The 13,078-nt window shown below is 32.3% G+C and carries 12 protein-coding genes; 4 read left to right on the forward strand and 8 right to left on the reverse strand.

Going from position 1 to position 13,078, the window contains the following annotated elements; all coding sequences use genetic code 11:
- Positions 1-62 precede the first annotated feature (62 nt).
- Together B0A64_RS12975 and B0A64_RS12980 are read left to right on the forward strand one after the other, a co-directional pair.
- Positions 63-884: a DUF4349 domain-containing protein gene (locus B0A64_RS12975; protein ID WP_089479944.1), complete on the forward strand. Its 822-nt coding sequence runs from the start codon at positions 63-65 to the stop codon at positions 882-884.
- Positions 885-886: 2 nt separating this feature from the next.
- Positions 887-2,524, forward strand: coding sequence for a S41 family peptidase (locus tag B0A64_RS12980; protein WP_089479945.1), 1,638 nt, complete (start codon positions 887-889; stop codon positions 2,522-2,524).
- A 125-nt stretch (positions 2,525-2,649) separates the two neighbouring features.
- Here B0A64_RS12980 and B0A64_RS12985 read toward each other — a convergent pair whose 3' ends face one another.
- From B0A64_RS12985 to B0A64_RS25165, 3 genes are read right to left on the reverse strand one after another with little or no spacing between them, the layout of a single operon-like run.
- A complete protein-coding gene (locus B0A64_RS12985; protein WP_089479946.1) occupies positions 2,650-3,663 on the reverse strand; it encodes a hypothetical protein in 1,014 nt (337 codons plus the stop codon).
- On the reverse strand, positions 3,660-4,883 hold the full coding sequence (locus tag B0A64_RS12990; protein WP_089479947.1) for a radical SAM protein: 1,224 nt from the start codon (positions 4,881-4,883) through the stop codon (positions 3,660-3,662). The genes B0A64_RS12985 and B0A64_RS12990 overlap by 4 nt, the downstream gene beginning before the upstream one ends.
- Positions 4,884-4,902: 19 nt before the next feature.
- A complete protein-coding gene (locus B0A64_RS25165) occupies positions 4,903-5,070 on the reverse strand; it encodes a hypothetical protein (RefSeq protein WP_165769805.1) in 168 nt (55 codons plus the stop codon).
- A 302-nt stretch (positions 5,071-5,372) separates the two neighbouring features.
- Between B0A64_RS25165 and B0A64_RS12995 the strand changes: the two genes are divergently transcribed.
- The gene (locus B0A64_RS12995; protein ID WP_089479948.1) at positions 5,373-5,696 is read left to right on the forward strand and encodes a helix-turn-helix transcriptional regulator; all 324 of its coding nucleotides are present in this window, start codon (positions 5,373-5,375) and stop codon (positions 5,694-5,696) included.
- A 43-nt stretch (positions 5,697-5,739) separates the two neighbouring features.
- Positions 5,740-7,218, forward strand: a complete 1,479-nt coding sequence (locus tag B0A64_RS13000) for a lipopolysaccharide biosynthesis protein (protein ID WP_089479949.1) — start codon at positions 5,740-5,742, stop codon at positions 7,216-7,218.
- A 53-nt stretch (positions 7,219-7,271) separates the two neighbouring features.
- On the opposite strand, the gene B0A64_RS13005 is transcribed toward B0A64_RS13000, so the two are convergent.
- The 5 genes from B0A64_RS13005 to B0A64_RS13025 all read right to left on the reverse strand — a co-directional run bounded on the left by B0A64_RS13005 (position 7,272) and on the right by B0A64_RS13025 (position 13,076).
- On the reverse strand, positions 7,272-7,718 hold the full coding sequence (locus B0A64_RS13005; RefSeq protein WP_089479950.1) for a GNAT family N-acetyltransferase: 447 nt from the start codon (positions 7,716-7,718) through the stop codon (positions 7,272-7,274).
- Between the two features lie 76 nt (positions 7,719-7,794).
- Positions 7,795-8,763 carry a DUF4837 family protein gene (locus B0A64_RS13010; protein ID WP_089479951.1) on the reverse strand — a complete coding sequence of 323 codons (969 nt, stop codon included), beginning with the start codon at positions 8,761-8,763 and terminating at the stop codon, positions 7,795-7,797.
- A 46-nt stretch (positions 8,764-8,809) separates the two neighbouring features.
- Positions 8,810-10,654, reverse strand: coding sequence for a lytic transglycosylase (locus tag B0A64_RS13015; protein WP_089479952.1), 1,845 nt, complete (start codon positions 10,652-10,654; stop codon positions 8,810-8,812).
- A 110-nt stretch (positions 10,655-10,764) separates the two neighbouring features.
- Positions 10,765-11,952 carry a phosphoglycerate kinase gene (locus B0A64_RS13020; protein ID WP_089479953.1) on the reverse strand — a complete coding sequence of 396 codons (1,188 nt, stop codon included), beginning with the start codon at positions 11,950-11,952 and terminating at the stop codon, positions 10,765-10,767.
- Positions 11,953-12,101: 149 nt separating this feature from the next.
- A complete protein-coding gene (locus tag B0A64_RS13025; protein ID WP_165769806.1) occupies positions 12,102-13,076 on the reverse strand; it encodes a PorP/SprF family type IX secretion system membrane protein in 975 nt (324 codons plus the stop codon).
- Positions 13,077-13,078 lie beyond the last annotated feature (2 nt).

A 13,078-nucleotide genomic window follows, 5' to 3' on the forward strand; every position in this document is an offset into this window, starting at 1 on the left:
TTTAATCAAATTGGAGAAAAAATTATAAAAAAATTGTAGTTTTAGCTCTAATTTAAAATTTTATGAGATACATTTCCTTTTTATCCTTAATTTTTTTTAGCTTTTTAAGTTGTAGTAAATCTGAACCTGTCAGCAATGATATAGCGATTAGTGCTGTAAAGTTAGCGCCAAAATTTAAATCTGACTCAAATGCAGATTATGACAAGACAGATCCTGCTGCTCCACAAATACCGCAAAAGATTATCAAAGTAGCTTCACTTCGATTTGAAACTGATGATCTGGATGACACTTTCAAGCAAATTCAAACAGCTATTACTGCCAATAAAGCAACGGTGCAGAATGATTCTGAAGGAAAAGATTATAGCAGCGTTTATAGAAATCTAACTATTCGTGTTCCCAGTAAGAATTTTGATGCTTTTATAAGTTCTGTTTCTAAAGGTGTTTCTTATTTTGACCGAAAAGACATTTCGTCTGAAGATGTTACGGAGCAATATATTGACTTAACTTCCAGGCTAAGTACAAAGCGTAAACTCGAAGCACGTTACTTAGAAATATTACAAAAAGCAACTAAAATTAGTGAGATTCTTGAAATCGAAAAGCAGGTTTCGGCAATTCGCGAAGAGATTGAAGCGAAAGAAGGACAATTGAAATATTTAGAAAATCGGGTGTCTGAAAGTACGATTTCTATAGAATTCTATAAAACTATTGCTCAAAAAGAGGGTGTTAAAACTTCGTACGGCTCTAAAATATGGACTGCTATTAAATCCGGATTTTTTAGTCTCTCTGAGTTTTTAATTTCGATCCTTAGTATTTGGCCCTTTATTATAGTATTTTGCATACTAGCCTATTTTATTAGAAAAAGATTTAAAAGAAAAAAAATATAATCATGTACCCTTATTTCAAAAAGAAATTCATTATACCAGCTGTCGCGGCAGGATTTTTATTTATTGGAACCAGTTTCAAAGACGATTTTTTTGAGATTGCGAAACAAATCGAAATCTTTACTACGTTGTTTAAAGCTGTTAATACCAATTATGTCGACGAAACGAATCCGGGCGATTTGATGGATAAAGCCATAAAAAGTATGCTGGCAAGTTTAGATCCGTATACGGTTTATTTTAACGAGCAGGATGTTGTCAATTTTAGAATCAATAATACCGGAGAATATACCGGAATTGGTGCTTTGATCTCCCGAAAAAAAGATCGCTTAATCGTTCGTGAGCCTTACAAAAATTATCCGGCAGATAAAGCGGGACTAAAAGCGGGTGACGAAATTATTCAGATTGGCGATGTTATGATTGCTGATTTTAAGGATGATGCTTCGCAATTGCTAAAAGGAACTAAAAACACCAAGATCCTGATTAAGTACCTTCGTCAGGGAAAAACTTTTACTACAGAGTTAGTTTTGAATGAGGTGGATATTAAATCGGTTCCGTATTACGGCAAAATCGATGATAAAACGGGGTATATTGTTTTGGCTCATTTTAGCCGAAAAGCATCTAATGAAGTAAAAGAGGCACTTGAAAAACTAAAAGCAGATGGCGCTACTCAAATTGTGCTGGATTTAAGAGGGAATCCGGGTGGTTTGCTAAACGAAGCGATTGATATTTGTAATTTATTTGTTCCTAAAAATGAGGTTATTGTAACTACAAAATCAAGAATCGAGAAACATAACAATACCTATAAAACAACTAAAGATCCTGTAGATACCGAAATTCCGTTGGCTATTTTGGTAAACGGCCGAAGTGCGTCTGCCTCTGAAATTGTTTCGGGTGCTTTGCAGGATTTAGATCGTGCCGTAATTTTAGGAAGCCGCAGTTTTGGTAAAGGTTTGGTACAACGTTCTGTTGATCTAACTTACGGAACACAACTAAAAGTAACTATCTCGCGCTATTATACCCCTTCTGGTCGTTGTATTCAGGCTTTGGATTATGCACATAAGGACAAAAATGGTGTGGCTCAAAAAACAGATGCTAAAAACTTCAACGCTTTTAAAACCAGAAAAGGAAGAACGGTTTATGATGGTGGCGGGGTTTTGCCGGACATCGAACTAGACGAAGCCAAGATGAGCCCGATTACAAGTGCATTATTAAAAAATGACGGGATTTTTGATTACGCTACTACCTATTACTATAAGAATCCAAACCTGGGTGATAAAATACCAACGGTTTCTGATGCTGATTACACGAGTTTTAAACAATACCTGAAGGCAAACAAAATTAGTTTTGATACGGAAACTGAAGTGGCTTTAAAAAACACTTTGGCGGCAGCCAAAAACGAAAAAATCGACGAAACGATTGCTCCGGAATACCAACAATTACTAGCGGCTCTTGAAAGAAGCGAAACTACGTTGCTGGATAAAAATCAAAAAGAAATTAGAAACCTGATTCAGGAAGAGCTTATCAAAAGATACCAATATCAGGAAGGTTTATACTTGTATTACACCAAAAACAATTCTGAGATTAAGAAAGCAGTAAACGTTTTAAACAACCAAACGGAGTATAAAACGATTTTGAAAATGTAAATTTGAAAAACATCATAAATATAAAAGTCTTTATTAACGGTTATCGTTAATAAAGACTTTTTTTTATTCTGTAACTATTTGAACCTGATAACTGAGTCGACTTTTTGATTACAAAGGTTTAAATCTTATTTTGAAAGCAACCATTTTAATACGTCCTGAAAGACTTCGTCCCAATGATAAGAATCTTCTAAAGGAACAGCATTAACATCAAATTCTTTCTTTTCAAAATTATGACCGTAATTGGGGTAAGCTTTAAGGTTTATATTGTTATTTGGTAATAAAAAAGGGATCAAATCATTATGTATCGATCCTATATCATCTGTACCATAAACTATCAATATCGGGTTTTTAAACTTTCGAAGGCTTTCATAACTTAAATTCTCATTATAACTTAACCAATTATTAAATTCTATTTTATCTTTATATTTTATTCTTGTTACTGGTATATTTTTATAATCACCTATTAACTCATTAATTTCTAATTGATTGCTGTTATCTTTTTTATTTGCAAAGGATTTAATTCTCTCTTCTATTATACTTGATGAGATTCTGTTAAAAGGATCGGCAGACATACAAACTAGTTTTGCAATTTTTGTATTGTCTTCAGCTAATTTCGAAATAACTCTATAACCCTCAGAATGACCAATAATAAATATTGAATCTTTCTTAAACATTTTATCTTTGGACAAATGGTTTAAAACTGACTTTATCTGACTAACTCTATAATACAAGTTATCATTTTTAATGTATTCTTTTGGAATCTCTCCTTTTTCATTAACATAACCTTGTGTATCTCTATCGTAAGTTCCAATTAACGGAATTCCTTTTCGTGCAATAATAACAAAATTGAACTTGTCTGTATACTCTTTAATACTAAATGGAATTATGGAGTTCGTATATTTCTGGTCGTAAAAAACTAAAGGCAAAGGTTTCGATCCTTGCGCGAATATAATAGTTGGTTTTGCATTCCGGGACTTACTAATTGATGTTAAGAATACAATTGTATCGTTCTTAGATTTTAAAATTGTTTTGGTAAAACCCGCTTTTTTAATATAAAGATCAACTTCATTTTGCGCATTTGTTACTATACAGCAAAAAAAACTTATGAAAAATAATATCCCGATTTTAGTCATTTTCATTTTGAATTTGGAAAGGAGTTAATTACATCATTAAAATTAAGATATTCTATTTCTGAATATTGTATTGCATCTATTGACATATCATTTAATATTTCGTTTTGTATATGACATATAAGTTCAATTATTTCTCTGCAATAAATAGAGGGGTTATCAAATAAATTAATTTTTGAAAAACGATGACCCAAATAACCTCCACCACAAACAGGTTCTATAGGGCAATTTTGACAAGTATTGCATAAATCATCATGGCTCTTATAATACATTCTGGCGAGATTTGATTCTTTGTATATTACGTTTAAGTCATCTTTTAATACATTAAAAACAGTATCTGTAAATCCATTTCCACATATTTTTAAAGTATCGACGGTTTCAATACTCCCATCACTTTGAACAACTAAGGTTTGATTTATGCTATTACCAAAATTTTCGGTACCTCTGGACTTTCCAAAAATCAGTGCTATCAAATCTGTTAATGGTCTTACATTAGGTTTAATCTGATCTGTGTCAGCGTACCATAGATTAAACATTTCAATAAGCCATTTACCCACTTTTGGAACATCTTCTTGTGATGATTTGATATAATTAAAATCTTGAAATAAAAAATGAACGGAATTCACACCTAGTTTTTTAAAATGAGTATAAACTTCACTTGCTTTTTGTGTAGTATCAATTACACAAAGACAATTTGCCATTTCATCCCCATATATCTTTTTTACAATTTTGAACCCTCTAACAATATCATCATAAGATCCTTTTCCGTTATGATATATTCTATTAGTATTGTTTGAGCTCGGTGAACCATCTATACTTATCCCAACCTGAATATTTAATTCTTTCAAAACGGTTACCCATTCGTCGGTTAGTAAAGTACCATTAGACTGCATTGAATATTCGATAAGAATATTATTCGGAATAATTTTTTTTTGAGTATTAACAAAATCCCGATAAAAATCTATACCCGCTAGAAGAGGTTCTCCACCATGAAAAATTATAAAAAATTCATTCAGGTTATTATCAATGCAATTATCTTTAATTTTATAAAGCATTGCTTCTATAACTTCCTGACTCATAAATTTTGGCTGCTTTCTATAGCTATCGTCACCCATATTATATACATAACAATAGGTACAATTTAAATTGCAAAGACTTGCTACTTTAATTACTAAGTTTGAAGTATACATTTTATTTAAACTACTAAAAGTGGGCGATAAATCGCCCATAAAAATTATTCAAAATTTACTATTTCCTTACATATGTACTTTCTGCGTGAGTCCTATCCTTAGTAGGATCTCTCATTAGTAAGTCCCCACCGGTAATTTTTTTCATTTGCGTTTTTTCCAATACAATCGAAGCATCAATCTCTTTTTCCTCTTTATTAAAGAAGAATTTTTTCTTTTCTGTTTTCATAATTTAAAATTTAATAATTAAACATACTTTCCAAATCTTACACCCTTATATTAACAACTAACTATGTCGACCCAGCCATAACTATCAAAATAAAAAGTAAGATATTTCATCAAACATACAATACAAACAGAACTATCCTTATGCGTATTTATGCAAATTTTAGCGCATAATTTTCTCTTCTATAAATCACAAAATTCCAGATAGAAAAATCTATGAAACAATATGCTTAAAATAATAGCGTAGGTTTTTTAATTGCTTTAGTTGTATAATTTAAGTAACATTGTAAGAAAATAAACCTAATTATGAATAAAATTAAACTTATACAAACAAGATTGGCAAGAGGATTGTCTCAGGAGGAATTGGCAGATTTAATCGGTATGTCTCAATCCAATTATAGCAGAAGAGAAAGTGGTCGCAAAAACATTTCCGATATCGAGTGGAATAGAATTGCCAAAGAATTAGGGGTAGAAATAGAAACTATTTATGAACCTGATGAAGCGAGCTCAATGCTAAGCAATACAACAAATATGTATCAATTTAACATTCCGGATTTTATTATGGAACACATGGAATTATTAAAAAAAGAAAACAAAAAACTAAAGGAGCAATTAAAAAAATTAAAGTAATCAAAAATCTATATCGGTAACAAAAAACAAGTACTATATCTTAATGAGTTTATATAAAAAATTATTCAAACAAACAGCAATTTATGGATTAGCAACAGTTCTTCCTAAAATGTTCAGTTTTATATTAGTGCCGCTATATACCAATCTCCTTCCTAAAACCTCTTATGGAGAAATAACGGAAATTTTTGCCTATATGATTTTTTTTAATATTATACTGTCTTACGGGATGGAGACCGTTTTTTTCAGATTTTTTAATACTGAATCTGATAAAAAAAATGTTATTGAAACAAGCATGGTTTCAATTTTCTGGACTACTATATGCTTTTTATTTTCAGCTTTGCTATTTCGAAATACAATCTCTCAAATATTTGAAATCGATGTAGAATATATAACTTTCGCTATTTGGATTCTATCTTTTGATGCATTGGTAATAATTCCGTTTTCGAAACTTAGGGCTAATCAAAAAGCAAAAAATTACTCTATCATTAAAATAGGAAGTGTTGCTATAAACCTAATTTTAAATGTTTTTTTTCTAAAGTACCTCCCGATAATTTCTAGTACGGATCCAAACGGAATTCTAAGCAATTTTTATTTTAATGATTTTCAAATAGGTTACATACTATTATCAAATATAATATCTAGTCTCCTTACATTTATAATACTTCTTCCTCACTATTTTAATCTTAATTGGAAATTTGATTTTAATTTATGGAAAAGAATGATGCGTTATGGATTTCCAATATTAATTGCAGGAATAGCTTTTGCTATCAATGACCAATTTGACAAAATACTACTTGCTAAAATATTACCTAAAAGTATTGCAGAATCCCAAGTGGGTATTTATGCTGCTTGTTATAAATTAGGGCTTTTTATGGTTTTATATAGAACTGCATATACTCTAGGGATAGAACCTTTCTTTTTCAGCCATGCATCGAATAAAAATGCACCTCAAACCTACGCATTGATAACTAAATATTTTGTAATCTTTGGTTCTTTCATATTATTAATTGTAATAGTCTTTGTAGATATTTTAAAAACCTTAATGATACGAGACTCATCTTATTGGGAGGCTATGGGAGTAGTCCCGTTAATAATTCTGGCAAACTTTTTTCTTGGTATTTATACTAATCTCTCTGTTTGGTATAAGCTTATAAATAAAACATATATAGGAGCTTACATATCAGTTATTGGTGCGATATTAACCTTAATTATAAATTTTGCATTAATCCCAACTATGAGTTACTATGGATCTGCAATCGCTACTTTAATCGCTTATGCAAGCATGATGCTTATATCATATTACTTAGGAAACAAATATTATCCTATACCATACGATAAGAAAAAAATATTATCTTATTTAAGCATATCTATAGTCTTTTCTATAATTTCATTTTATTGTTTTAGGGAAAATTATTATATAGGCACTTCATTACTTATCGTTTATTTGTACATAATATATAGAAATGAAAAAAACATTATCTTTTTAATTTTAAAGATTAGAAAAAACCAGAATCCATCATAAGAACATGCTTAAAACTATATTGCTGTAATTTAATCCTCTGTTTATAATTAAAATTACTCCTTCACCATCTCAATATGCGGAATATCATCTTCCAGATACATTTCGCTGGTTTGTACAAATCCGTGGCTCTCGTAGAATTTCTTTAAATACAATTGTGCACCAATCGTGATTTTATCTTTGTCGAAACTTGATTTTATGGCAGTAATAGCTTCACGCATTAAATCATGTCCCCATTTTCTATCGCGGTAATTGGCATCTACTACTACTCTGCCAATCGAAGCATTATCAAAACTAATTCCGGCATCAAACAAACGGGCATAAGCAACGGTTTTGTCCTCGTACTCTCCAATTAGGTGTAATGCTTGCTTATCTTTTCCGTCAAGGTCCAGATAAACGCAATTTTGCTCGAGTACAAAGATCTCGCTTCTTAGTTTGAGCAAATCATATAACTCCTGAACTGTTAATGCCTCAAACGGCTTAATTTTCCATTTTAATTCCATCCTGGTATATTTCTTTATTCTTAATTTTACTTTTTACTCGGAGTATAACTTCTAATGCAAAGGTTATTGTTGTTCTTTATCGCTTATCGATTTTAACTGATTTTATAATGGCTTCTAAATCTAACATCAAATCTCTTTCCTGATTGGAGGGCGAATAACAAAATCCTTCGATAACGAGAATACGGTTGTATGTTTGGTCTACAATTGCATAATTGATAAAAGGTCCTGCCATAAAATCATTTCTGAGTTCCCAGTTTCCTTTGGTTTCAAATGCTTTTTTTCCGTCTAAAGTAATTGTCGAAAAATAAGGGGCATAAGCTTCTCCCGTAATCATTTTTGTATTGGGTTCACGACCTTTGATGTAACTGCCTACAGAATCACGCATTTTTATAATGTTGTTTACTACATCTGAGCTTTTTTCGAAACCATGAATGGGGATTTGATAAATAAGCAAACTAGTATTGCCGCTTATAATATCTTTTTTTAGCCAGATAAAATTCTTTTTGTGTAACATGTATTCATATCCTGTTGGAATTTGCAGGTCGATATGAAATTTGTTTTTTATAACGGCAGGATTCAGTAATGATTTGCTGTTGTCTTGCTGAATTTTCTGAATTTCGGCATCGCGAATCATCTTGATGATTTGCGTAGAATTCATCTCGATACTACAAATAATATCATCGACAGATTTTCCGTAAATACGAAATGTATTGTGAGGCAAAGCTTTGCTATGGGTGATTTCGAATCTGTCTGTAGTTGCCTTTTTGACTATAATTATGCTACGGCTGTCGGTAACGAAGCCTTCGAGCAATCTTGCGGGATATTGATTGATGGTAAATAACGGTTCTTCTTGGGTGAGGCCCAAAACTGGCAAAGCAAATTTATTTCGAATACTATCGCCTACTTCTCCATACCACAACTGATCGTCTATAATAATCGAGATCGAATTGGTTTTACCGGATACGGGTTGTTGTTGCTTTTCGTTTTTTAAGCACGAAATCAACAAAAACGGAATTAGTAACAATAAAAAATGGGTTTTATTCATTTTTTTAATTTATGAAATAAAACCCAAATTTATATAAGATTTTTTATTATCCGTTTATTTTAAGTTTCATTCCTGGTTTAATGTCCCCGTTTTTAATATTATTCCATTTTTTAATATCTGAAATTGTTACTCCGGGATATTTTTTAGAAATACTATACAACGAGTCTCCTTTTTTGACATAATAATCTTCTCCAAGATCTTTGGTCGAAGTCGCTTTTTTCTTGAATGAATCTATAGACGAAGTCGAAGCTATTGCTGTATTTACAGCGCTTTCGTCAATGTTTTCAGAAACAACTTTGGTAACTGTAAGGGCTTTGCCTAAACCAATATTGTTTGAAGTCAGACTATTTTGTTCTTTTAAGTCCGCAATAGTCATACCGAATTTTTTTGCAATGCTTCCTAAATTATCTCCGGCAGCTACTACATATACATCCAATACTGTTGATGTTTTCTCTTTTTCATCAACAACAGCAACGGCTTCTTCTGCTTTTTTCTCTATTGCCAGTGTTGCTTTTATTTCTTTAGGATTTTTAACTAATGCTTCTACATCTGATTTAATCTTTAAATTTTTTCCTAATGCAACTGCATTTGTTTTAAGATTATTCCATTTTTTTAAGTCGGTAACATTTACATTATACCTGGCGGCAATTGCTCCCAGGTTATCTCCTTTACGAACTTTATAAAATTTAACTTCTGTATCTGTATCAATTACTTTTTCAAGTTTTGCTTTTGCTCTTGGCGTTACTTTCAAAGCCAATTGAGTTGGCATTGTTTTATTACGGGATTGATAGGCTACATAAGCATAAATCTTGTCTTCGTTTGAAACAAAAGTGGCAATTTTATCTTTAGGTAAACGCAAATAATGCGGTTCTCCCTGATAAAATGGTACAACGTTTAGTTTATAGGAAGGGTTTAAAAGTTGTAATTGTGATTGTGGCATGTCTAACAAATCTGCGATTTGCTTGAACGACATTTGATTTTTTATCTGAACTGTATCTGTCTCAAAGTTTTTTACTACTGCTCTTTGCGGGTTGATGCCGTGTTCTTTATGATATTCAAAAAGATACATGGTTGCTAAAAAAGCGGGAACATAACCTTGGGTTTCTTTTGGAAGGTGTTCACGAATATCCCAGTATTTGGTTTTTCCGCCACAACGACGAATTGCTTTTGTAACGTTTCCGGGTCCTGAATTGTATGAGGCTAAAACAAGCTCCCAGTCGCCAAAAATGTTAAACATTTTTGTCATGTATTCTGATGCGGCTGCTGTAGCTTTAAGTGGGTCGCTACGTTCGTCTATATACGAATCTATTTTAAGGGCATATTGTTTACCGGTTCCGTACATGAATTGCCAAAGTCCGGTGGCGCCCATTTTAGAAACTGCTTTAGGGTTTAAAGCAGATTCTACAACGGCTAAATATTTTATTTCTAATGGAACGTTTTGTTTTGCAAAAGCATCCTCAAAAATTGGGAAATAATATTCTGATAAAGCCATTAATCGGGAAAACGATTTTTTTCGATTCTTAAGAAATGACTTTATTATATTCTCTAAACCCTGATTGTATTCAATGTTAAAAGGTGATTTCTCATTCATCGCCTGCAAACGCTGCTTAAGCAACTCTGTTGGCAACTCTTCATCTACAGTAACATCTGTGTTGATGGTTTGAATGTCTTTTGTTAAATCATCATAAATATCCAAACTTGCCAATTCGTTCATCCAGAGACTGTCAACACGGGTTGCCATTTCGTCTCTTTTAAAAGAATTTTTAACGGAATCTAAATAGGATACTTTTACAACTGGTTTTATTTCGAGATTGGTTTTTGAAATATCTTGTGCAAAGACAGACATCGAAAAAAACACGGAAACCCCTACTGCTAATTTTTTTACAATCATATAACATTTATTTAAAATTCTATAAATCAAATCATTATAGAACTCTTATTTTTGCAAACTTAACTAGTTTATGGATGTAAACTATCTAAAAAAATGTTAATTGTGAATTTTTAGTCCAGAATCGCTGCGATTCCGGGTAAGATTTTTCCTTCTAACATTTCCAGCATTGCCCCACCACCAGTGGATACATAGCTCATTTTGTCCTCGAAACCAAATTGTTTTACGGCAGCAACTGAATCTCCTCCTCCTACTAGTGAAAAGGCTCCGTTTTGTGTCGCTTCGGCAATATAATCTCCTAAAGCAATTGTTCCTTTAGCAAAAGATTCCATCTCGAAAACTCCTAATGGACCGTTCCATAAAATAGTTTTTGACTCTAAAATTACTTTTTTGAAGTTCTCTAAAGATTTAGGACCTGCATCAAGACCTTGCCATCCGTCTGGAATTTCTCTTACATCTACTACTTTTGTATTTGCTGTATTAGAGAAATCATCTGCTGCGATAACATCAACCGGAATATGAATCTGAACTCCTTTTTCTTTAGCCAATCTTAAAATTTCAAGTGCTAATTCTTGTTTATCATCTTCGCAAATAGAGTTCCCAATTTTACCACCTTGTGCTTTAATAAACGTAAAAGTCATTCCGCCACCAATGATCATGTGATCTACTTTGTCTAAGATATTTTCGATAACGGTAATTTTAGAGGAAACTTTTGATCCTCCTAAAACTGCTGTTACCGGTTTTTCGCTATTTTTAAGTACTTTGTTTAAACTCTCGATTTCTTTTGCCAATAATGTTCCGAAACATTTTTCGGTTGGAAAAAACTGAGCTATAATAGTTGTCGAAGCGTGTGCTCTGTGAGCTGTTCCAAAAGCATCGTTTACATAAATGTCTCCAAGCGAAGCCAGTTCTTTTGCAAAAGCAACATCTCCTGCTTCTTCTTCGGCATGAAAACGTAAATTTTCTAATAATAAAACTTCTCCTGGTTGTAGGTTTTTAGCAGCTGTTTGGGCTACTTCTCCAACACAGTTTTCAGCAAACTTTACGGGAACGCCTAAAACTTGTGAAGCTGTTTTTAAAATATGTTTTAATGAATATTTTTCTTCTACTCCTTTTGGTCTTCCTAAATGCGACATCAAAATTACACTTCCGCCTTGTGCCAAAATAGCATCAATAGTTGGTTTTGCAGCTTCGATACGTGTAGCATCTGTTACATTAAAATTTTCATCCAGTGGTACATTAAAATCAACACGGATAATTGCTTTTTTATTTTTAAAATCGAAATCGTTTAAAGTTTTCATTAGATAATTTTTTAGTTTTTTTTGAAAGAAAAACAAATATAGAACTTTTAAAGTATCAATAAATATAAAAATAAACTATCGATAACAGCGAAAACGTTATAAGTTGAGAAAAAAAACAAATTAGTGATTAAATTGTCGAAAATACATTCTTAATCGTGAACCGGACTTTGTGTACAAGGACAGTTACTGATTGCCTGCAAGAAATCGAATCCTATCGTTATCGAGTGTGTTCCTGTGTTATAGTTTCCTAAATCGTTGAACATTACCTGATAGGAATATCCAAAATAAAATTTAGATTTCATGAAACCTACCATTGGTCCAACTGATAATGGTTTAGGGAACTGGTCGTTTAAGAAACGGTATGAAACTCCTATCCAGTAGTAATCTTCGTAACGATTGTAACGACGGTACTTAAAGTTAAAATCGGTTGTCGAACGTTTATCACTTGCAAAATATTGGTAGTAAATAGACGGTTCGTATTCGATACGGCTGTTTTCTCCATCTTTAAAAACATATCCGGAATATACCTGATAGTTAGATAGTAAGTTAGGTTCTACTCCTCTGTATTTATCGGTATTTTTTCTTAAAACGTTATTGGCATTAAAACTCACATAGAAGCTTTTGTTACGATACAAGGCACTAATGTCAAAGTTGTTATTGGCATTGTAGCGATTGTCTGTCACGGCAGCATCTATAACGGGATGCTCTATGGTAGTTTCGAATTCATTTGTATCAATACGGAATGTATTGAAGTTATACGAAAGCCCAAACGACAAGTATTGCTTTGAATAATAATCTAAAATGATGTGGTGCGCAAAGGAAAGTTTAGCTCCCGTTTGACGCGTGTAACCGTTTCTGTCATTATAAACTGAGATTCCAACTCCGGAACGATCCAGAACTCTAAAATCAGCATAAAGCGATTGATTGTCGGGTGCATCTTTAATACCCACCCATTGTGTAAGGCCATTGGCTCTAATTCTAAGGTTATCGCCAATACCGGCAAAGGCTGGTGAGATAACAAAAGGATTGTCCGCTAAATACTGCGTAAAAACTGGTAGGTTTAACTCTTGGCTGTAACTTGTTGTTACAGCCATGAGTACTAAAGATAAAATAAACTTTTTCATTG

Source organism: Flavobacterium araucananum (assembly GCF_002222055.1).
In the GTDB taxonomy this organism is placed as follows: Bacteria; Bacteroidota; Bacteroidia; order Flavobacteriales; family Flavobacteriaceae; genus Flavobacterium; species Flavobacterium araucananum.

Bases quoted from the DNA above. Each gene is read 5' to 3' on its own strand.
- B0A64_RS12975 (WP_089479944.1), top strand. From the start codon at position 63: ATGAGATACATTTCCTTTTTATCCTTAATTTTTTTTAGCTTTTTAAGT.
- B0A64_RS25165 (WP_165769805.1), bottom strand. From the start codon at position 5,070: ATGAAAACAGAAAAGAAAAAATTCTTCTTTAATAAAGAGGAAAAAGAG.
- B0A64_RS13015 (WP_089479952.1), bottom strand. From the start codon at position 10,654: ATGATTGTAAAAAAATTAGCAGTAGGGGTTTCCGTGTTTTTTTCGATG.
- B0A64_RS13005 (WP_089479950.1), bottom strand. From the start codon at position 7,718: ATGGAATTAAAATGGAAAATTAAGCCGTTTGAGGCATTAACAGTTCAG.
- B0A64_RS13010 (WP_089479951.1), bottom strand. From the start codon at position 8,763: ATGAATAAAACCCATTTTTTATTGTTACTAATTCCGTTTTTGTTGATT.
- B0A64_RS12985 (WP_089479946.1), bottom strand. From the start codon at position 3,663: ATGAAAATGACTAAAATCGGGATATTATTTTTCATAAGTTTTTTTTGC.
- B0A64_RS13025 (WP_165769806.1), bottom strand. From the start codon at position 13,076: ATGAAAAAGTTTATTTTATCTTTAGTACTCATGGCTGTAACAACAAGT.
- B0A64_RS13020 (WP_089479953.1), bottom strand. From the start codon at position 11,952: ATGAAAACTTTAAACGATTTCGATTTTAAAAATAAAAAAGCAATTATC.
- B0A64_RS13000 (WP_089479949.1), top strand. From the start codon at position 5,740: ATGAGTTTATATAAAAAATTATTCAAACAAACAGCAATTTATGGATTA.
- B0A64_RS12995 (WP_089479948.1), top strand. From the start codon at position 5,373: ATGAATAAAATTAAACTTATACAAACAAGATTGGCAAGAGGATTGTCT.
- B0A64_RS12980 (WP_089479945.1), top strand. From the start codon at position 887: ATGTACCCTTATTTCAAAAAGAAATTCATTATACCAGCTGTCGCGGCA.
- B0A64_RS12990 (WP_089479947.1), bottom strand. From the start codon at position 4,883: ATGGGCGATTTATCGCCCACTTTTAGTAGTTTAAATAAAATGTATACT.